General features: G+C 41.6%; 17 protein-coding genes and 1 tRNA gene. 8 read left to right on the top strand and 10 right to left on the bottom strand.

What is annotated here, in order from left to right:
* The first annotated feature begins 80 nt into the window (after nucleotides 1-80).
* The 4 genes from A0125_RS00330 to A0125_RS00315 all read left to right on the top strand — a co-directional run bounded on the left by A0125_RS00330 (nucleotide 81) and on the right by A0125_RS00315 (nucleotide 6,530).
* Entirely contained in the window at nucleotides 81-3,449 is a 3,369-nt protein-coding gene (locus A0125_RS00330; RefSeq protein ID WP_066750413.1) for a SusC/RagA family TonB-linked outer membrane protein, read from the top strand.
* A 15-nt stretch (nucleotides 3,450-3,464) separates the two neighbouring features.
* Complete coding sequence (locus A0125_RS00325; RefSeq protein ID WP_066750410.1) at nucleotides 3,465-4,877, top strand: RagB/SusD family nutrient uptake outer membrane protein; 1,413 nt, start codon at nucleotides 3,465-3,467, stop codon at nucleotides 4,875-4,877.
* Between the two features lie 13 nt (nucleotides 4,878-4,890).
* Nucleotides 4,891-5,343 (top strand): DUF4843 domain-containing protein, encoded by a 453-nt coding sequence (locus tag A0125_RS00320; protein WP_066750408.1) that lies wholly within the window; start codon nucleotides 4,891-4,893, stop codon nucleotides 5,341-5,343.
* Nucleotides 5,344-5,411: 68 nt separating this feature from the next.
* Nucleotides 5,412-6,530 (top strand): metallophosphoesterase, encoded by a 1,119-nt coding sequence (locus A0125_RS00315; RefSeq protein ID WP_082784823.1) that lies wholly within the window; start codon nucleotides 5,412-5,414, stop codon nucleotides 6,528-6,530.
* Between the two features lie 59 nt (nucleotides 6,531-6,589).
* Here A0125_RS00315 and A0125_RS15690 read toward each other — a convergent pair whose 3' ends face one another.
* A complete protein-coding gene (locus A0125_RS15690; RefSeq protein WP_197464707.1) occupies nucleotides 6,590-7,066 on the bottom strand; it encodes a short-chain fatty acyl-CoA regulator family protein in 477 nt (158 codons plus the stop codon).
* Complete coding sequence (locus A0125_RS15685) at nucleotides 7,020-7,988, bottom strand: helix-turn-helix domain-containing protein (protein ID WP_262507251.1); 969 nt, start codon at nucleotides 7,986-7,988, stop codon at nucleotides 7,020-7,022. The genes A0125_RS15690 and A0125_RS15685 overlap by 47 nt, the downstream gene beginning before the upstream one ends.
* 197 nt (nucleotides 7,989-8,185) lie before the next feature.
* On the opposite strand from A0125_RS15685, the gene aceB reads away from it, so the two are divergent.
* Nucleotides 8,186-9,781 (top strand): malate synthase A, encoded by a 1,596-nt coding sequence (aceB, locus tag A0125_RS00305; RefSeq protein WP_066750404.1) that lies wholly within the window; start codon nucleotides 8,186-8,188, stop codon nucleotides 9,779-9,781.
* 29 nt (nucleotides 9,782-9,810) lie between these two features.
* Complete coding sequence (gene aceA / locus A0125_RS00300; protein WP_066750402.1) at nucleotides 9,811-11,091, top strand: isocitrate lyase; 1,281 nt, start codon at nucleotides 9,811-9,813, stop codon at nucleotides 11,089-11,091.
* Between the two features lie 152 nt (nucleotides 11,092-11,243).
* On the opposite strand, the gene A0125_RS00295 is transcribed toward aceA, so the two are convergent.
* Both A0125_RS00295 and A0125_RS00290 read right to left on the bottom strand, forming a co-directional pair.
* Nucleotides 11,244-11,921 carry a sterol desaturase family protein gene (locus A0125_RS00295; RefSeq protein ID WP_231863057.1) on the bottom strand — a complete coding sequence of 226 codons (678 nt, stop codon included), beginning with the start codon at nucleotides 11,919-11,921 and terminating at the stop codon, nucleotides 11,244-11,246.
* A gap of 142 nt (nucleotides 11,922-12,063) precedes the next feature.
* A complete protein-coding gene (locus A0125_RS00290; RefSeq protein WP_066750399.1) occupies nucleotides 12,064-12,636 on the bottom strand; it encodes a DUF3267 domain-containing protein in 573 nt (190 codons plus the stop codon).
* Between the two features lie 205 nt (nucleotides 12,637-12,841).
* Here A0125_RS00290 and A0125_RS00285 point away from each other — a divergent pair, with 205 nt between their 5' ends.
* Both A0125_RS00285 and A0125_RS00280 read left to right on the top strand, forming a co-directional pair.
* Nucleotides 12,842-13,717, top strand: coding sequence for a carbon-nitrogen hydrolase (locus A0125_RS00285; RefSeq protein WP_066750396.1), 876 nt, complete (start codon nucleotides 12,842-12,844; stop codon nucleotides 13,715-13,717).
* Nucleotides 13,718-13,775: 58 nt separating this feature from the next.
* A complete protein-coding gene (locus A0125_RS00280) occupies nucleotides 13,776-14,864 on the top strand; it encodes an agmatine deiminase family protein (RefSeq protein WP_231863056.1) in 1,089 nt (362 codons plus the stop codon).
* Between the two features lie 88 nt (nucleotides 14,865-14,952).
* On the opposite strand, the gene A0125_RS00275 is transcribed toward A0125_RS00280, so the two are convergent.
* The 6 genes from A0125_RS00275 to A0125_RS00255 all read right to left on the bottom strand — a co-directional run bounded on the left by A0125_RS00275 (nucleotide 14,953) and on the right by A0125_RS00255 (nucleotide 20,359).
* Nucleotides 14,953-15,037, bottom strand: a tRNA-Leu gene (locus tag A0125_RS00275).
* Nucleotides 15,038-15,088: 51 nt separating this feature from the next.
* Nucleotides 15,089-15,970, bottom strand: a complete 882-nt coding sequence (locus A0125_RS00270) for a Ppx/GppA phosphatase family protein (RefSeq protein WP_066750394.1) — start codon at nucleotides 15,968-15,970, stop codon at nucleotides 15,089-15,091.
* A gap of 107 nt (nucleotides 15,971-16,077) precedes the next feature.
* Nucleotides 16,078-16,581: a Gfo/Idh/MocA family protein gene (locus A0125_RS16460; RefSeq protein ID WP_317038787.1), complete on the bottom strand. Its 504-nt coding sequence runs from the start codon at nucleotides 16,579-16,581 to the stop codon at nucleotides 16,078-16,080.
* Complete coding sequence (locus A0125_RS16455; protein ID WP_317038786.1) at nucleotides 16,515-17,108, bottom strand: Gfo/Idh/MocA family oxidoreductase; 594 nt, start codon at nucleotides 17,106-17,108, stop codon at nucleotides 16,515-16,517. The genes A0125_RS16460 and A0125_RS16455 overlap by 67 nt, the downstream gene beginning before the upstream one ends.
* 12 nt (nucleotides 17,109-17,120) lie before the next feature.
* On the bottom strand, nucleotides 17,121-17,708 hold the full coding sequence (locus tag A0125_RS00260) for a hypothetical protein (protein ID WP_066750393.1): 588 nt from the start codon (nucleotides 17,706-17,708) through the stop codon (nucleotides 17,121-17,123).
* A 74-nt stretch (nucleotides 17,709-17,782) separates the two neighbouring features.
* Nucleotides 17,783-20,359 carry a phosphoenolpyruvate carboxylase gene (locus A0125_RS00255; protein ID WP_066750391.1) on the bottom strand — a complete coding sequence of 859 codons (2,577 nt, stop codon included), beginning with the start codon at nucleotides 20,357-20,359 and terminating at the stop codon, nucleotides 17,783-17,785.
* Between the last annotated feature and the right edge of the window lie 264 nt (nucleotides 20,360-20,623).

Below are 20,623 nucleotides of genomic sequence, written 5' to 3'. Positions count from 1 at the left end.
TGCAGCAATGCCCTGTCAAATATAGGGTCGACAGCTATCTAATCGTGAAAATCGTAGTTTTCTAACCCTTAATCAAATATATGAAATTATCAAAAGCCAAAGGTATCCTTATGCGCTTAAATTTAATCGTTGCCCTACTGCTCACCTGTGCAATCGGCACCTATGCAACAAACAGCTTTGCTCAACGCATTACATTGAGCAAAAAGGAAGCCAAGTTGAAGGATGTTTTCTCGGATATCCGAAAGCAAACGTCCTATAGCTTTATCTACACACAGGAATTACTAGAGCGATCTAGCCCTGTCAATATCGAAGTAATGGACATGCTTCTAACGGATGTATTGGAGCTATGCCTTAAAGATCAACCGCTTACTTACAAATTATCTGGAAAAAGCATTATCCTAAAAGAAAAAGCACAACCTGCAATACAACAAAAAGCGACCGCTGCAATTCAACAAGAATCATTTTCGCTTCGCGGAACGGTATACATACGTACCGAAGACGGCACCACAACCGTGGCAGGAGCTAGCGTACGCCATACTACAAAATCTGTGGGTACAGCAGCAGACGGTGTATTCACCTTATCAGTGAAGCGCGGTGATCGACTAACTGTAGCTATGATGGGCTACATAAGCCAGACTATCGTTGTAGGAACAAGCAGAGATATCGAGGTAATACTGGAGCCAGCTATCAACGAAATGGATGACGTAGTCATTACCGGATATATGAAACAGGAAAAACGTTCGATAACCGGAGCTATGTCTTCCATCAAAGCCGATGTCCTTGAAAATGTACCTGTTCAAAGTATCGATCGCGCCATGCAGGGACAGCTATCAGGCGTAAATATTATGGCAGCCAATGGTGTACCTGGCGGACCTGTAAACATCAATATTCGTGGTATGGGATCAATTACTGCCGGCAATGAACCCTTGATTATTGTGGATGGTGTGCAGCTCAATATGTCTACCACGTCTGGACAAACAGCTAGCAATCCGCTTGCCTTCCTCAACAACAATGATGTGGAAAGCATCGAAGTATTGAAAGATGGTGCAGCGGCCTCCATTTATGGTGCGCAAGCCGCAAACGGTGTTGTTCTCATCACCACCAAACGGGGTAAAGCAGGTAAGACAAAAGTCGGACTTAACTATTACAATGGTATCACCGCACCAATGCCAGAGGTCGCGATGATGTCTACTCAACAATATTTTACATCACGATTCGAAGCAAGAAACAATAGGTACCCGACGCGTACATTGGAACGCAATCGTGGAGATATACTTAGCGCAGTGGGTTTACCAGCCGATCTTACAGATGAGGATATTGCAGCACTGCCAACGTACAATTGGCAAGAGGCCGCATTCCGCACTGGCCGCACCAACAATGTGGATCTTTCTACCAGTGGTGGAAATGAAAAAACACAATTCTTCGTATCGGCATCCTACAATAAGACAGATGGTAATGTGGTCGCTATTGACTTTGAACGTGCTACTGCCAAAATCAATTTGAGACACGAGATCTCAAAGCGCTTATCCTTTGACCTCAATACCAACTTAAGTAGCATTGTACAAAATGGCACATCGGGTAGCAATGGTTCTACCGGCGCATACGCAGCACCGCAATATGCTGCACCAACCATATTGCCATTTATCCCTATTTACAATCCTGATGGCTCAATGAATGCTCCAATCGAAGGATTTCCTGGCTCAGCCAATAGAAATCCAATTCAGGAAAGTTTGTTAGGCACACTACAAAGCCGTACCAAAGCATTAGTTACCAATATAAGTGCGACCTACAAAATCATGGATAACCTATCCTTTAAATCATTTTACGGACTAGATTTTCGTTTAATCGATGATGAACGCTATGTCGATCCGCGTACTAGAAGTGGATTTGCAGCACAAGGTTCGTTGACCGTGGGGGCGCGACAAAACCGCAACTTCATCACCAACCAAACCTTGCAATATAATACTAGCTGGAATGATCAGCACAACCTATCGGCTTTGCTTGGTTTTGAATACCGTGATGACAGTCGCGAGATGAATTCTATCTCAGCGAGCGGTTTTACCACACACCAGTTTCGTACGCTACAATCTGCCGCAGTGATTGGTAGCGCTTCTGGTAGTTGGACTGGGTTTAAACGAGCAGGTCTGTTTACACAAGTGAATTACGATTTCCAAAAGAAATATCTTTTAAGCGGAGTTTTGCGCTATGATGGATCTTCGCGATTTGGTGCCAACAATTTATTCGGATGGTTTCCAGGCATCTCTGCAGGATGGAATATCACCGAAGAGTCCTTTATGGAAGATCAACCTTGGATTAATCAGTTGAAATTACGTGCTGGTTATGGTGAAACAGGAAATGATGCCATCGGAAATTTTGATGCGAGAGCACTTTATGGAAGTTCCAGCTCATCCAACTATTATCAGGAACCCGGTCTTCGTCCTTCAGGATTAGCGAACACAGATTTGAAATGGGAAAGAAACTTAACCTCAAATATAGGTTTGGATTACGGTTTCTTCAATAACCGTTTAGCGGGATCGATAGAAGTATTCAGGCGCGTAAGTAGCGATTTACTTTTAGACCGTCCACTACCCTATTTAAGTGGTTTTTCGAACGTAACGAGTAACATTGGTCGCGTCAAAAACGAAGGTATCGAATTTGATATTCGTACGACAAATGTCAAAGCTGGGCATTTCACCTGGACTACCAACTTTAATATTACTTTCTTGCGCAATCGGGTACTCCAACTATTGGGCGACGATCAAGTCCTACCGGGCGATCAATCGGTACGCGTAGGGCATTCTCTACGCACCAATGTAATGTTGGAGTACGCGGGTGTCAATTCGGCCACTGGACGTCCGATGTGGTTCGATGCCAATGGCGACGTAACGTATACCCCAAGCAGTCCAACCGATCTGAAAATATTTGGCAACCAGATGAGCGATTTTTTTGGTGGTTTCACCAATACGTTTAGCTACAAAGGACTGTCGATGAGTGCTTTTTTCCATTACGATTATGGCAGAGAACTGAGCAATGCCGGTATGCACAGCCGTTGGTTCTTAAATGGTGGAGATAACCGAAATACATTGGAACGCATATTCTTGAACCGATGGACCACGCCAGGCCAAGTTACCACCGTACCGCGGCCATTCGACGCCAATACAGAAGTAGGCAGTATATCGCACGCTAGCACAAGTAGCCGATTTTTAGAGGATGCTTCCTTCATTCGCTTGAAAAACGTTACCGTATCTTATCAATTGCCTTCCAACATTGCGCAGCGTCTTCGGATGACCAATTTGAAAGTATACGCGCAGGGAGAAAACCTAGCGACCTTTACTAAATGGACAGGTTATGATCCAGAGCTGATGATTGGTTTCGGAGAGTTTTCGTCTACTCAAGGTACAATACCGCAGACAAAAGTTTATACGCTCGGAGTACAAGTTGGATTTTAATATTAGCAAACTACAATGAAAAGAATACTATATATAACCGCAATAGCTTGTACTACCCTGCTATTTAGCGGGTGCGAAAAAATGCTGGAAGTAAACCCACGGCAATCTATCGATGCCGCAAGTGCATTAACCAGCAAAGAATCTATAACTGCAGCGACCAATGGTGTATACGCACGACTCAGAGAAGTAAGTCTGTATGGCCGAGATATGATTGCGCTGCCTGATGTACTTGCTGATAACACGATCAATACCTTGGCGGGAAATCGCCTAGTACGCGAATGGAATAATCAGATCGGCTCGCACATGAGTAATTGGCAACAATCGTACTACGGCATCAATCAAATCAATTTGATCCTAGCCGCTTTAGAAGAATTCGATACCGATCAAGATTACAAAAATGGCATCCGCGGTCAGAATTTATTTTTACGCGCGCTGTATTACCACAACTTGATGCGTGCTTATGCTTATGATCCGACCGCTATCGTAGACGCACAAAATAGAGGTGGCGTACCGATCATGGAACGTGGAGCTATCGCTGTGGAAGAAATTGTATACGGTGCGAGAGCAACGATCGAAGAAACGTATGCATTTATCTACCGGGATTTGGAAGAAGCTTACGAACTTATTCCTGTAGCTAATAACAGTAGAGGCCCTTTCTTTGCTACTAAAGGCGCTGTTGCTGCTCTATTTTCCCGTGTGGCGCTGTACAACGGAGATTATGAGCGAGTAGTAGCAGAATCGCAGAAAGCAATAAATAGCGGTATAGCTTCGTTCCCAAATGCAGAACAGCTTGAAGCGTCTTGGCGCAGTGAACGGCACCCAGAGTCATTTTTCGAGATTCCCTTTGCCACACCAGATAATGTTGGCAGCAATGAATCTTTACGCGCAACTTTCATGACCAGAACTACCGTGGAATCTACCGCTACTGCCTCACATGGTAATGTGGTGCTGAGCGAAGATTTGCTCGCTCAGTTTAGCGAAACTGATGGTCGCCGAGCATTTATCCAAAGTGGATTAGGCGCCAACCGTGCTTTCTTCGAAATCAACAAATTTGCCAGTAAAAATGGCGTACCTAATCTAGACAATGTGCCCGTTATCCGCTATGCGGAAGTATTGCTTAATCGTGCTGAAGCCCACGCCGCATTGAATCAGACTGCCGCTGCAAATGCCGAATTGAATAAGATAAGAACGCGCGCGAATCTCGCGGCAGTAAACTTACAGGGCGATGCATTGAAAGCCGAAATATTGCAACAACGGCGCTTAGAATTTGCTTTCGAAGGACATCGCTTTTTTGACCTAAAGCGATTGGGAATGCCCATAGTTAAAGAGTCAGAAACAATCGCATTTGAAGACTTACGCATACTAAGCAGAATCCCAGTCCGCGAGGTCGAAATCAATACTAATCTGAAACAGAATTTTGGATATTAAACCAACTAAAAACATGAAAAACAGTATAATTATCATCATGTGTTTTCTTTTGACCTCCTGTTTCAAAGACTATGAAGAAAACCTCATTTTTAAAGACTTAATGGTTGAATTTCAGGATGCCGTAGTCGTGAATAACGCCGTCGGTAAAACCTATCCCATTATTACCGCTCGCTCTGGCGAACACAAACTACAGGTAAATCTCTTAGGTGGAGTGTCTCAAACTGCACAAACCATCCGAGCAACGGTGATAGCAAGCGAAACGACTGCTGTAGCAGGGCAACACTATGTATGGAATGATGAGGGACAAATTCAATTCCCGGCCGGCACTCCAATCAGTTCGTTAGACTTTGCTGTTCCAAACTTAGCTCCGCAAACTGATGTGATCTTGGTAGTGGAGCTACAAGCTAATGATCAGGTCAAGACGAGTACAAACTACAAAACAGTAGGTATTCGCATTAGAAACTAAATTACAATTAGATGCAAAAGTCTGATGAGGCCGCTAAACCTCATCAGACTTTCATAAACTGACGCAATATGATGAAGAACCTGATATTGATCGTGGCACTAACACAATCAATATGCTACGGCAAAGACAAGAGCATTTCCAATATCAACCCTATTTTGAACATCACGGATAGCATTCAAGAATTGCCGCACATTTTTTTTGATGGTAATGATACACTCATTAGATGGATCAATCATGGCTCACTACAGGAGCTATCTAGCGCAAAATCGACAGATTTTGCTCACGCAACAAAAAAGCTCGCAATCTCATTGAACCTACCCATTGTGGAGGCTTTAGAATCAAGTAAATCGTATCCGAGCACCGATTATACGTTCCACAACATCGATCATTGGTTGGCCATCAGTGATATTCACGGTCAATATTCACTTTTTGTCGACTTATTACAAAGACATGGCGTAATAGACAGTGCCAACAACTGGATATTTGGCAAAGCACATCTAATCATCAATGGCGACATATTTGACAGAGGTACCGGCGTGACCGAAGCATTATGGCTGGTTTACAAATTACAACAACAAGCTCAATCTGCTGGTGGAAAAGTGCATTATTTGATGGGCAACCATGAACTAATGGTTCTAGATAACGACGTTCGATATGTGCATACTAAATACCAAGGAATCGCCAAAATACTGGGCAAAACTTACGAGGAGCAATTTGGACGAGAGTCCTTTTTTGGCCAGTGGATTAGAAAACAGCCCATCACGATTAAGATTAATGACACATGGTTTGTACATGCCGGTATATCGCCAGCAATCATACAGGAAAACCTTCATCCTGCGCAAATTAACGCCTTATTCAGAGATAGCATCTTTGTGCAGAAAAGAGCCGACTATCGTGCAAATCCAGTTTTGAACTTACTTGCCACTTCAAATGGTCCTTTGTGGTACAGAGGATATTTTAAAGACGACTTAGTACAATCGGCCGATATCACAAACATCCTTCAACATTGGAATGCTAAAAACATGGTCATCGGTCATACTTCTCAAAAAGAAATTACTCCCCTATTTAATAATCAAGTATTGGTGATAGACTCTAGCATCAAAAACGGAAAAAATGGCGAAGTACTAATTTACAACAATGGACAGCTTTTTAGAGGTTTGTTAGATGGTCAGCAGATCGCGCTATAAACCATTTTAATAGCTTCTACACCGATAGTAATAGGCAGCGTGAAAGCATTCTAAAAGATTCACAAAACATCGTGTCGGATTTTCTCGATCGCCGTCTTCATATTTGAATTGAAATGTTCCTTTTCTAATCGAATAGGTGGAGCCTGTCGTTCCTCACAATCTGCTATACTACACGATTCGCAGGTAACGCCAACATTAATGGTTTTGAGACTTGGTGATTTGACGAATCTGATTTTTTTAATGGTCTGCGCATTGAGCAATATGCCGAGGCAATAGCTTCTATTACTACCATCGGAGAATGGATTTTTTTGAGAAGTAGAAATCACCAGATAACTAATACCCAAATCTTTATAATGTGAGATTTGCGCAGCAGTCAACGCTTCATTCTCCCTCAAGTGTGCCAAATTTTTAACAGCTATCCATCTACTACAATAATGCTCATTAGTAGCATTCGCATGCGGTGCCTGTTGATGATTGAGGTGTAGCTCTTTAAGAATCTGAATTTTCGAAGAATTTTCTTTCTTGACCAGACACAAATAAAAAAAGATCTTTGATACCTAACTCCGCAGAAAGCACATTTGTAGATCGATAATAAAAGGTTTCGGGCGAATGCGTAAATGTCTGTAGCAAATTCTCAAATTCAGTAGGCTCCCAACTGTTTCGTTCGAAAAAATGGCTAATCCCCTCACGAATAGCTTCCTTAGAAATGAGTAATGCTCCAGCAAAATAGGAAGCATAAAAATTATTCAGAATTTCCTCAAAATTTCCAAAATGAAGCCATGAGTACGTCGTCGGGCGAACGCTAAGTTCCAACACATTAAAACCTATCTCCTTTGCTAGTACAAATGTTTTTTTATCATCTCCAAGCTTTTTATTAAGCAATAAAAGTTTCTTCTCAGGAATATACAACGAGCGAAGATTATCCAGCGCTCCATAGGATTCGAAATCGCTCGACTCGATCACATAGCCATATTTCTCCACTAAAATACTTTGCAGGAGATCAGTCTTAATATGCCTATTAATCGACAGTTGATTTTCAGCAGCAAAATCAACAACTTTATCCTCGATATCCGGAAAATGATTATCGTACAGCTCCTGAAACGAACGAAGTACCGCAAAGTAAAAGCGCTCCTTACCCAGATTGTAATTTTGCGCAATTTCGATCAATGCATTAATAAAAGCTGTCACTTTCTTTGGCGCATCACTTATAATACTGATCAGCGTATTTCTATTGATACCGAAAAGGTCCAGCGGAATTTCTTTAAAAAAATCTGACTGCAAAATCTCATTAAATGGCGCTAAACTTTTATCTAATTTAGTGGATACCAGATCATCAAATGTACACGATAGCGAATCTGCCAATTGAATAATTCGTACATGCTTAGGATATTTCTTACCATTTTCAATCTCATTGAGATAAGATTTAGATAAGCCCGTTTTTACCGCCAAATCCTGCAACGACCAATTTGCCGTTGTTGCTTCAGCTTTAAGCCAAAAATAGTTTTTATAAAATCACTTTCAGATGTCATAAACCAAACATATGGATTTATAAACATTTATCCACAAAGAAATTTTTTAATAAATTTAGCGAACGTTCGCTAAATTTATTAAATCTTTATTTATATTTGTTTATCAAAACAATAAATCGATGAGCCATGAGTAACAAAAACTTATTTACAATAAAGAACAGTGAGCAGTACAACAACTTATTTACTAAAGAATTAAAGAAATTTCTAACAGTACTACATCAAGCTTTCAACGCTCAACGCTTGCAACTATTAGCGCAGCGGAAGGTAAAACAAAAAGAATTTGATGATGGGATACTACCCAAATTTTTAGAAGAAACCGAAGATATTCGCCAAGAAGATTGGGTTTGCGCCACATTACCACAAGATTTGCAAGACCGTCGCGTGGAAATCACAGGTCCAGTAGATAGAAAGATGATCATCAATGCGTTGAACTCTGGCGCATCTACTTTTATGGCGGATTTTGAAGATAGCAATTCACCGACTTGGCATAATTGTATGCAGGGACAGATCAATCTTTCAGATGCAATCAACCGACAAATCGATTTCACAAACAAAGAAGGCAAAGCTTATCAATTAAAAGAACACACTGCTGTTCTTATTGTACGGCCAAGAGGATTGCATTTGGCCGAACGGCATGTGGAGATCAATGGTGAAGAAGCGTCGGCATCACTAATCGACTTTGGAATTTATTTCTTCAGAAATATTGAGCAACTAATTAAAAACGGAAGTAGCACGTACTTCTATCTGCCCAAGCTGGAACATTATAAAGAAGCACGTTGGTGGAACGATGTATTTGTATTTGCTCAAGAATACCTCAACATCCCACAAGGCACCATCAAAGCGACCGTACTAATTGAGACGATTACGGCATCCTTTCAGATAGATGAGATTCTTTATGAATTGAAAGAACACAGTGCTGGACTTAACTGCGGACGCTGGGATTATATTTTTTCATACATCAAAAAATTTAGAAATATACCACAGTTTATTGTGCCTGATCGCGATCAGGTCACGATGACCTCTCCGTTTATGAGCGCTTACTCTAAGCGAGTTATTGAAATTTGCCACAAAAGAAACGTACACGCCATCGGCGGCATGGCTGCTCAAATACCGATCAAAGGAGATGAAAAGGCGAACGAACTCGCTTATGAGAAAGTAAGTAATGACAAAAAACGAGAAGCACAAAACGGACACGATGGTACATGGGTAGCCCACCCCGCCTTGGTGGCCGTAGCAAAAGAGATCTTCGATGAGCATATGCCTGCTGCGAATCAAATCGACAAAAAATTTGATTATAAAATCAATGAAAGAGATCTACTTGAGATACCACTCGGAGAAATTACCGAAGAAGGTGTTCGTAAAAATATTAACGTTGGCATCCTGTATATCGAAAGTTGGCTGATGGGAAATGGAGCAGCAGCCATTTATCATTTGATGGAAGATGCCGCGACCGCAGAAATATCAAGAACTCAGATCTGGCAATGGCTAAAAAATGAGGCCGTACTGAATGACGACCGCACGCTAACTAAGCAACTTATCATGGACTGGGAGACAGAAGAATTGATCAAAATCGAAAAATACGTCGGCGAAGAGCGCTTTAAGACCGGAAAGTTTGATCAAGCTACCAAATTGCTCAACGAGCTCATCTTTAGCGAAGAGTTTGAAGAATTTTTAACACTCAAAGCTTATCCATTCCTCGACTCAGAAGAAGAAAATCACTAACAAATAATGGAAACTTTAACAATGGAATCATGAAAACACAGCAAGAAAAAATTCAGGCGATTGAAAATGATTGGAACACCAATCCAAGGTGGAACGGTATAGTTAGAACCTACACGGCGGCAGACGTTTTAAAATTAAGAGGCTCTTACACCCAACAATTTACCATTGCCACTGAGATGTCGAAAATATTTTGGCACAAACTAAATAGCCAAGAATATATTGCAGGGCTAGGAGCACTCACTGGCAATCAGGCGGTGCAGGAAGTAGATGCGGGATTAGAAGCCATTTATCTTTCAGGTTGGCAGGTAGCAGCAGATGCAAATCTATCCGGAGAGATGTACCCCGATCAATCATTATATCCAGCGAACTCCGTTCCTTCAGTAGTCAAAAAAATCAACAATGCGCTACTTAGAGCCGATCAAATACAATCTGTAAATGGCGGTGGCAATAAGGAATATTTAGTTCCTATTATCGCGGATGCGGAGGCAGGCTTTGGCGGCAATCTGAATGCGTACGAATTGATGAAGCAAATGATCGAAGCAGGAGCTGCAGGAGTACATTTTGAAGATCAACTGTCATCAGCCAAAAAATGTGGTCATCTGGGCGGCAAAGTATTGGTACCAACACAAGAAGCAATAAACAAATTAATCTCGGCACGTTTAGCCGCTGACGTGTTGGGTGTACCAACCCTCATCATCGCCAGAACAGATGCCGATGCAGCAGATTTACTCACTTCGGATATCGACGATCGTGATAAGAAATTTGTCACTGGCGAAAGAACTTCTGAGGGATTCTATTACGTAAATAATGGTGTCGCACAAGGTATAGATCGAGGTTTATCGTATGCGCCTTATGCTGATTTGCTTTGGATGGAAACCTCCAACCCAGATCTAGAGCAAGCCAGACAATTTGCGGAAGGCATCCACGCTAAATTCCCAGGCAAACTGTTAGCATACAACTGCTCACCGTCATTTAATTGGGCGGCGAAGCTAACGGTGGACGAGATGGCTAATTTTAGGCAAGAACTAGCTAAACTGGGTTATAAGTTCCAATTTATCACCCTAGCTGGTTTCCACGCCTTGAATACGTCGATGTTCGAATTAGCATTATCATATAAAGAAAGAGGTATGGCAGGGTATTCTGAACTGCAAGAACGTGAATTTGCACTGCAGCAAAAAGGATTTAGAGCTGTAAAACATCAGTCATTTGTGGGCACAGGCTTTTTTGATGAAATACAAAATATCGTAACCAATGGTGCTTCTACCACCGTTGCCATGAAAGACTCTACAGAGACGGCACAGTTTCATTAAGTCGCTTAATATCTTATTTTACCTTGCCGAAGCTGGACATCACACACTGCGGCATGCCTATAGTAATCGTTAAAGGTGTTGTCATAGCATGAAGGGACGATCAATTGCAATAATTGACCGTCCCTTCATGTGCAAAAAAAAATTATCCGCTGCTAATGCGAATGATCAATAGCCTTCGCGTCCTTTCCTGCTGATTTACCTGTATTGGCCTTTTTTATTATCGTTGTACCAAATATATGATCCCAAAAATAAGAACTAACGCCAAATCCTTTTTCAGGATCTGAATAATGGTGTAACATATGATGATCCTTTATTTTTTTGAGAAAGCCCGACTTAAAATTGGCATGATGTATCGCATAGTGACACTCATCATAAATTAAGTATCCAAATAGAAAGCCAGCAAAGAAAGCTGCTAAATAGAATGTAGAAAAAAATAAACTAAACAACAGATAAATAACAAGTGCCATCGGAATACTCGCCGATAATGGCATCACCAAGCGCATACGATCTCTAGGATAATCGTGATGCACACCATGAAATATAAAATGAATACGCTTGCCCAATTTGCCTGGAGGTTCGTAATGAAATACCCAACGGTGCAACACATATTCAGCTAAAGTCCAGAAGCCCAAGCCATATCCAAAATACAAAGCAGTATCTCCCGCCCCAATATCTCCTTGCGAATAAGCTCTCCAAAGAAAGAAAATGATGACTGGAATCCAGAATATCAAGGGTACGGAATAATGTACCTTAGTGAGCGAGTTCAGAAAATCGTTTTTAAACATACGAATTGACTCACCCGAGTTCGAAACATAATGTTTTTTAGCCATACATAGAGTGATAAGTGACTACCGTGAAAAATACCGTGTGATACAAAAGTACGCAGACAATTGGAATAAACGGTTAAAAACACGAAGCTTTTGACTAAAAACTTACAATGGTCAGTAATTATAATAGCTAACTACAAATGAATCAGCTAGTATAAATAATGTAACCAACTTCGGTGGGATGATCCATAATTCTGACACCCGATTTGATCCTTCGCATGCTGTATACAATCATTACATCGCCAATAGCAGAAACCGTAAAAAAGACTCCAAACAGCAGAAAAAACCAGTTGCCCGATATCCAGGCATAGATTGTTGGCGCAATACCGAGCACGACTAATGGAGTTAACGCGCCAATGATGTAGTGTTTCACACTTAACGGTTCGCCACAATGACAGTAAGGTATATAATGCGGTCGAAGTAAACCAAAACGAATGGAGGCCCAACCTTTACTAGCAAATATTGCCCAAGGCACACCGTGTAACAATTCATGCAGGATAATACCGAGTACAATCGTTAATATCGCAACCATGGGATAAAGCACAGGAGGCAAAATATCCAAATAGCCATGTACGAAAAAATGAGTAGATAGCGATTCTTTCCAAATCAAAAAGTAAGGCAAAAAATAAGCTAACAATACAGGAAATATAATTGAACCTCCCACACGACTTGCTGTCTGCACATCAATAATATGTTCTTTTCTTTGGTGTGGTGCCACGTACAATGATTTGGTAGCTAATACGCATCATTAGAATATCAATCCAACGAATGCGACAAGATACACAATAACACGGCAATGTGTAGAATACAAGCGCTATTTCGTAAACACATCATCTCAGGAACTGTCGATAATTTTACCAACTTCGCACATTCGCAGCGTATAAAATAGATATCTTTGCATCAGGAAAAGCAGAGAAGAAACTATGAATAAAGTAAAAGTTGGTGTCGTGCAGATGTCTTGCGTGCGCGACAAACAAGAAAACTTAGATAAAGCCATTACTAAAGTACGCGAAGCAGCAGCCAAAGGCGCGCAGATCGTATGTCTTCAAGAACTATTCACGTCCTTATATTTCTGTGACGTTGAAGATTACGACAACTTTGATTTGGCGGAAGCTATTCCAGGCCCATCAACTGACGCCTTATCTGTCGTAGCGGCAGAATTGGGAGTAGTTATTATCGCTTCTTTATTTGAGAAGCGGACGCAAGGATTGTATCACAACACCACCGCGGTATTAGATGCAGACGGTGCATACTTAGGCAAATACCGAAAAATGCACATCCCAGATGATCCTGCATTTTATGAAAAATTCTATTTCACCCCTGGCGACTTGGGATACAAAGTTTTCCCGACCAAATTTGGTAAGATTGGGATTTTAATCTGTTGGGATCAGTGGTATCCCGAAGCATCACGTATTACCGCGTTGATGGGTGCAGAAATGTTATTCTATCCTACTGCCATCGGTTGGGCAACGGATCAAGACGAGGAAACGAACAAAGACCAGTATAACGCATGGCAAACGATCCAACGATCTCATGCCGTAGCTAATGGCTTACCAGTTATTTCGGTGAATCGTGTGGGTTATGAACAAGATGGCGCAATGAAATTTTGGGGTGGTAGCTTTGTCACCAATGCACAAGGTCGCCTACTCTACCTCGCATCGCACGATCAGGAAGAAGTAGAAGTAGTCGAAGTAAACCTGCAAGAAACCGATTTTTTCCGCAAACATTGGCCTTTCTTACGGGATCGTCGTATTGATTCGTATGGACAGATCACTAAACGATTTATAGACGAAGACTAAAAGTTTTAATCAAATTTTTACCAGGAAGTGTTCTATACTTCCTAGCAATTATTATACAATGGTAGAACAAAGTTCGGACATGGACTGGAAACAAGATTTTTTGACCACTCCCAAAGATTTAGGTTTTACATTTCCCGCGGAGTGGGAAGCCCAAGATGCGCTGTGGTTAAGTTGGCCGCATAAGGAAGCTTCATGGCCAGGCAAAATCGACAAAATCTATGCCCCTTATTGCGTATTTATAAAGGCGGTATCTACGCATCAAAAAGTACGTATCAATGTAGAAAATGAAGCAATGCGCGACTTTGCTGTACAGCACTTAGAAAATGCAGGCGTAGCAACGGAAGAAATCGAATTCTATTTCCACGCTACCAACGATGCGTGGTGCCGTGATCATGGCCCGGCATTTGTTATCAACCGCGAAACGGGCGAAAAAGCTGTCGTGGACTGGGGATATAATGCATGGGGTGGCAAATATCCGCCCTATGATCTAGACGATGTAATTCCTACACGTATTGCCAATCATTTTGGCCATCGCTTATTTACACCTTCTATTGTAATGGAGGGTGGGTCTGTCGAATTCAATGGGGCGGGTACCGTTTTGACTACAACGGCCTGTTTGCTCAATGAAAATCGCAACCCGCACCTTACCAAAGAGCAAATCGAACGTTATTTGGTGGAATTTTATGGCCAAAAGCAAGTGCTTTGGCTTGGTGATGGGATTGTTGGCGATGATACCGACGGCCATATTGATGATATTACTCGGTTTGTCAATGAGGATACGGTACTTACTGTGGTCGAGTATAATCCAAGCGACGAGAATTACTCAATTTTGCAAGAAAACTTGCAAATGCTACGTGCAATGCGTTTGCCGGATGGCAGACCGCTAAATATTGTGGAGTTGCCGATGCCAAAGCCAGTGGTTTACGACGATCAACGCCTTCCAGCTTCTTATGCTAATTTTTATATCGGCAATAAAGTAGTCGTTGTTCCTACTTTTCAGGATGAGAATGATGAGAAAGCCTTAGCAATTATCCGACGTTACTTCCCAGATCGAGAAGTTATTGGCATTGATTCGGTAGATCTTATCTGGGGATTAGGCAGTTTTCACTGCTTGAGCCAGCAGGAACCAAGCGTGCAGCCTCGATAACCTAAATATCAACCTCAAGAAAAGGGTATATAACAAAAACAGACTTTGATTAATCAAAGTCTGTTTTTGTTATATACCGATAATGCCGTACCCAGGAGCAGATTCGAACTGCCACGCCCTGTTCGAGCGCCACCCCCTCAAGATGGTGCGTCTACCAATTTCGCCACCTGGGTTTGAAGTGCTACAAAAATAGCGGTTTTTATGATACTTGCAACAGATATCGTTTACAATTTTTCCTTGTTTCTGTCGATTAATGTTTGGATAATACCATCCGCTAACCCCACTCGAGGAGCAACAATATTTTTTAAACGCCCAAACTTCATCACCGTTAGAAAGATTTCTGCAGCTGGTATAATCACGTCAGCTCGATCGTTTTTGAGGCCCAATACATTGATACGATCCTTGAGCGAATACGAGCTTAGGTACAAATAGATTGCTTTTAATTTGGCATAAGAAATAGGCTGGTCGGCCTTTTCACTCGAGAGGCGTGCTAGTTTATTGATGTTTCCGCCTGTACCAATACCATAGATTACTTTATGTGACTTGGTCAGTTCTTTTAGCCACAACTTCATTTCTTCCCACGTTTCGGATCTATCTTGGTTATCTAGAATTCGTATTGTACCAAGATTAAATGATTTTGAGTCAATCAGACGTCCGTTTGCAAACAAAGAAATCTCGGTACTACCGCCACCAACATCAACAAAAAGATACACCCGATTCTTATCTAATTTTGCACCTAAGTAACTATTATAGATTATGAGTGCTTCGGTACTTCCATCAATAATTTCAATGTCTACGCCTACTTCTTTACAAGCCTTCACGACGTCAGCGCCATTGGCAGCGTCGCGCATCGCAGAGGTAGCGCAGGCCATATAATCCGTCACCTTATACACATCCATCAAATCCCTAAAAGACCGCATCGTCTTTACCATGTTTTCGAACTTGGGCGCAGAAATGTAATGCTGAATAAATGCATCGTCTCCCAGCCGAAGTGGCACACGCAATAAGGTGTTTTTGTTGAAGGAGATCTCCTGATCTTTAACAATGATATCGGCAATTAACAACCGAACGGCATTTGATCCAATATCGATGGCAGCGTATCTCATAAAGTGAATAGAATATAGTATACAACCTCGGGCAGAAGTCTGCAAGTTGCTTAGCGCAATGTTACAGAATCAAGATTATTTAATTGTTAACAAATAATTAATTAACCTTATTTTCTTTTTGCAGGTGCTAAGATCTCAAGCTGCCAACGTATTTGATCCGGTGTCACGTAATACGGAGCTCCATGCCTAATGCTCTCGTAAACATGTCGGAAAACTTCTTCGTATTGGCCTTTTGCGGATGGAACGATCAGTCGATCTAATCCGCCATCGCCATTATTGATCGTCAAAACGCCATCGACATCTGTTGCTTCCACTCCATATGATGCATCGTAGGGTTTAATACCCGATAGCAACTGTGCTTCTTGCACATCAGTCCGATGCTTCACAAAGGAACCGTTCGTACCATGCAAAACAAAGGCTGCTTGCGGATCGGCAACGAGCAAACTGGTCGTGATAAACACATTTAAGCCGCTAACGTAGCTGAGAATAATAGTACCATAATCGTCTACTTCGGAACCAACACGATAGGCTCCTGCGATTTTGGTCATCGACTTCGGTTTACCAAATAAAGACAACGCTTGATCCAGCAAGTGCGATCCCAAATCGTACATAACTCCGGCTGCCGGCCTTTTAGTTTCTTTAAATACCTTAGGACCAATCGCGTTTTGTAACGATCAAAACGCAGATGCAATTCTATCGGCTGGCCAACAAACTTCTTTTCCAGCACGTACTTTAGTGATAGAAAGTCCGAATCAAAGCGCCTATTATGGTAAGCGAATACATGCTTGCGGTACTTCTCCCCCAAAGCAAAGAGCTCGTTGGCTTCTTCCAGTGTAGGCGCGAAAGGCTTTTCGATCAAGACATGCTTACCATATTCAATGGCTCGTTTAGCGAATTCGAAATGGGTATCATTAGGTGTATTAACGATCACAAGCTCGATCTGCGGATCTCGCAAAAGATCGTCTATAGAATCATAACTAACAATACCTGGGTAGTCAGCGTACGCATTTTTCTTTGTTCTTTCCACTACTGCCCGTAGATCGAACAAATCATTACCGCATAAAAAAGGCGCATGGAATACCTTACCAGACATTCCATACGCCAAAAGACCTGTTGTTATTTTGCCTTGCTTATTCAAATAAACTGAAAATTAGTGGTGCCCGCCAGCTTCTTCCTTTCCACCAGCCTCTTTGTATAAGGCATTTAGGGATTCCAATTTCGAAGCAGCGTAATCTCTCAATTCCTTGTTAGTATTTCTACTTAACCGGCTAAATTGCTCTTTAATAGCAGCTACTTCGTGCTGCACGTGGTGCGCATAATGCGCATCAGATACGTCACTATGTGTTTCTGCAGGGCTCGTTACGGTCGAATCACTAGCTAGTACTGCCGAATGATTTTGCTGCTCTGCCTCAAACTGCTTGGCTCCACGAATAGGAAAGTTTACTTTGTAGCGTGTAGCCAAGGTATCGATATCCGCAATCATACCTCCTAATGTAGTTCTTACTTTTGCTGCAAGCGTACGATTTTCACCTACTGAGCTATTATTTTCCACATAAGAGGCATAGTCTGTCTCGTAAGGAATCTTTTTACCGACGGTCTGAAGAGCCCGGTAAGCATCGCCATCTACCTGTGTAGTGTGGGTATACTTCAACTGCCGCTCTTTCATGGAAGGCTGACAAGATGTGGTAAATAGCACACCTGCGAAGGCTCCAGCGACCAAAATAGTATTTATCTTCATTATGATTCGATTTTGACAACAAAAATAACAAAATATCCCTTATTACGCCACAAAGCGTGTGATTGAAAAAAGATTTATGCTAAATTTCGTCCAGCATTGACCACGCCATATACCGTACGAGCAATTAACTTCTCATATACAGATCTTTTCTCCTCACTGATCTTACCCTCATTTAACACTCTGATTGCGTAGTGCTGAATAGTGAGTAAAGGCAAAATAATCTTTTCGCGTTCTAAGATCGACAAACGCTCCACTGGATAGTTTTCCATCAAATGTTGGGCGCCGGTGAGCTTAAGTACATATTCTTTAGTTCGGCAGTATTCTTCATACAGGCCTTTCCAAAATTCACCGAAAGTCTTGTCATGTTGCACATATGACGTAATATCAAAATTAGATTTTGTCATTGACATCATGCAGTTGTCGATGATCGTACTAAACATTCCCGAGGTAGCGTATAAGTTTTGTACGGTAGACCATAGATTATTGTCTTCCGCCCATTTCAATGCGGTACCCACGCCGTAAAAACCTGGAATATTTTGTTTTAGTTGGCTCCACGATGTTACAAAACTGATCGCTCTCAAATCTTCCAAACGGAGTTCACGATCGGAGTTACGTTTCACAGGACGACTACTAATATTTATCGAAGACAACATTTTCAATGGACTGAGTACTTCTAAGTACTTCAAGAATAATGGATCGTGGCGCAAGTTCAGGAATTTCTGGTGGCTTTCGTGAGCTAACTGATCAATCACACGTTTTTGTTGCTCAGTCAGTGTATCACCTTCGCGCTGTTTCAACTCCGAAATTATGCCGGCATGCATCAATTGCTCGATGTTGTACCGTGCCGTATCCAATGAGCCATATTGACTACTGATGGTTTGTCCTTGAATTGTTAATTGTATGTGCTTATTTTCAATTTCACGCCCCATACTTGCGTAGAATCGCTGTGTTTTTCCTCCACCACGTGCTGGAGGCCCACCACGACCATCGAAAAATACCAAATCTACATCGTACTCACGTGCCATGGCGGTCAATTCGATTTTTGCTTTATAAATCGACCAATTGGCCATCAGATAGCCTCCATCTTTGGTGCTATCAGAGAATCCCAGCATGATAGTTTGTTTATTTCCTCGTGAGCGCAAATGTTTCGCATACCAAGGGTGCGTGTACAATGTCTGCATTACTTCAGCGGCATGCTTGAGATCATCCACCGTCTCGAAGAGTGGCACAAAATCCATGTGCAGTTCTTCTTTGGTCCAACCTTGCCACAGAAACAACTGCACCAGACCCAAAATATCTGACGCTTTCTGGCAGTTACTAATGATAAATCGTTGAGCGGCACGCTCACTACCAGAACGCTGAATATCTTTGACTAAACGAATGACATTGACGGTATCTTCTATCAAAGGATCTGGAGAATCTTCCAGATCCAATTGCCCTTCTGTAAACTGGATAGCCGCTTGCTTAGCCTCTTCAGACTCTTGATATGCTGTACCCGAAATACCCGTTTCTTTTGGATATTTGGCACTCAAATGATTAAATGTCTCACGCAATATTGAGCTATCTTGGCGCATATCCAATGTGCTAAAATAACAGCCAAAGGTATTGACCTTATGAATAAGGTCATCCACTAAATCTACAAATAAGCCACCGTGCTGCTCGACAATTACCTCGCGCGCTGCATGCAGATTTGCCAAAATTTCGTCGGTAAGGTCCACCGCATCTTCTTTGGGATTGAAACTATTTTCATAGAATATTTCCTGCAATTTCTGTAAGGGTTCCTGCACACCTTGAAAGGTAATTCTGCGCCTTACTATTCTAAAATCACGATAATAACAGCGGAAAAGAATAGTACGAAGAAGAGATGCTACCTTGCGTGTACTTTCCCAAGTTACATTTGGATTTCCATCGCGATCTCCTCCTGGCCAAAACCCCAGTTCGACCAATTGCTTTCTATTCTTATCTGCCTCTTCCAATTCAGCATCGACACGCAAATGTATTTCGGAGGCCACCTTGTAAAACACATTCTCTAAATACCAGGCAAGACTAGCTGCCTCATCTACAGGCGTCGGCTTTTCCTTATTTAGAAATGGTGTTTTCCCTAATTGTTGTAACAATAAATGAATATTTTGGATATCGTCTGCTTTCAACGATTCTATTAAATCATTGATAATACCCAAAACCGGCCCCGGATAAAACTGTGTCGGATGTGCTGTCAATACCAATCGTACGGAAAAATCCTTTAGCTTTTTAGCAATTTCTTTTTTCAGTTCTGGATTATTCTGCACCGATTTGAACAAGGCATCCAATCCTTCGGTATCATCTGTTTTACCTAATGCTTTAAACGAAGAATCCTCGACCGCATCGAAGAGCACGACCTGACGTTCGATGTATTGTACAATTCTAAAAAGAAAATCAATGCGATCGTCTTCTTGTACATACTGCTCATATTGACCAAAAAAACTATCAATAATATCTTCTGGCGGCAATTTATCTTCTACTCCTTTCTGGCAATGCGTAGCAAAGAAAGGTAATATCGTACCTGTATGCTTAACACGCTGAAAGGGCAAAGTCAAAAACAGACTTTTAAATAGATCAAAGCGCACAAGCACCTCATTTTCGAATATAGCTTGTTTCTGTAATGATTTCATGTATTTTAATTGTTATTACTAATTGTATACTCTACACTATCATCAAATATAACATTTTGTTATTAACTTCAAAGTTTTATTGCCAATAACGCATCCAAAAAGCGTCATTATTACCAATAAATCAAAAAAAACAAATATACCTAGTAGTTTTACCAAGACTGTTTCGTTTTATAAATCATAAAAACCCCAAAGTAAAAAGGAATTCACACCGTGCTAAATCGTCTACTTACGACTAGCAAAATATTGCTCATAAAGATGTTTAGT

The sequence above is a fragment of the Sphingobacterium populi genome (assembly GCF_001586775.1).
Classification (GTDB): Bacteria; Bacteroidota; Bacteroidia; order Sphingobacteriales; family Sphingobacteriaceae; genus Sphingobacterium; species Sphingobacterium populi.
Note: the sequence above shows the minus strand (reverse complement) of the source record. Positions and strands in the feature narration are given on the sequence as shown.

Bases quoted from the DNA above. Each gene is read 5' to 3' on its own strand.
- A0125_RS00330 (WP_066750413.1), top strand. From the start codon at position 81: ATGAAATTATCAAAAGCCAAAGGTATCCTTATGCGCTTAAATTTAATC.
- A0125_RS00315 (WP_082784823.1), top strand. From the start codon at position 5,412: ATGATGAAGAACCTGATATTGATCGTGGCACTAACACAATCAATATGC.
- A0125_RS00280 (WP_231863056.1), top strand. From the start codon at position 13,776: ATGGTAGAACAAAGTTCGGACATGGACTGGAAACAAGATTTTTTGACC.
- aceA (WP_066750402.1), top strand. From the start codon at position 9,811: ATGAAAACACAGCAAGAAAAAATTCAGGCGATTGAAAATGATTGGAAC.
- A0125_RS00295 (WP_231863057.1), bottom strand. From the start codon at position 11,921: ATGGCTAAAAAACATTATGTTTCGAACTCGGGTGAGTCAATTCGTATG.
- A0125_RS00255 (WP_066750391.1), bottom strand. From the start codon at position 20,359: ATGAAATCATTACAGAAACAAGCTATATTCGAAAATGAGGTGCTTGTG.
- A0125_RS00320 (WP_066750408.1), top strand. From the start codon at position 4,891: ATGAAAAACAGTATAATTATCATCATGTGTTTTCTTTTGACCTCCTGT.
- A0125_RS00325 (WP_066750410.1), top strand. From the start codon at position 3,465: ATGAAAAGAATACTATATATAACCGCAATAGCTTGTACTACCCTGCTA.
- A0125_RS00260 (WP_066750393.1), bottom strand. From the start codon at position 17,708: ATGAAGATAAATACTATTTTGGTCGCTGGAGCCTTCGCAGGTGTGCTA.
- A0125_RS00285 (WP_066750396.1), top strand. From the start codon at position 12,842: ATGAATAAAGTAAAAGTTGGTGTCGTGCAGATGTCTTGCGTGCGCGAC.
- A0125_RS16460 (WP_317038787.1), bottom strand. From the start codon at position 16,581: ATGTACGATTTGGGATCGCACTTGCTGGATCAAGCGTTGTCTTTATTT.
- A0125_RS00270 (WP_066750394.1), bottom strand. From the start codon at position 15,970: ATGAGATACGCTGCCATCGATATTGGATCAAATGCCGTTCGGTTGTTA.
- aceB (WP_066750404.1), top strand. From the start codon at position 8,186: ATGAGTAACAAAAACTTATTTACAATAAAGAACAGTGAGCAGTACAAC.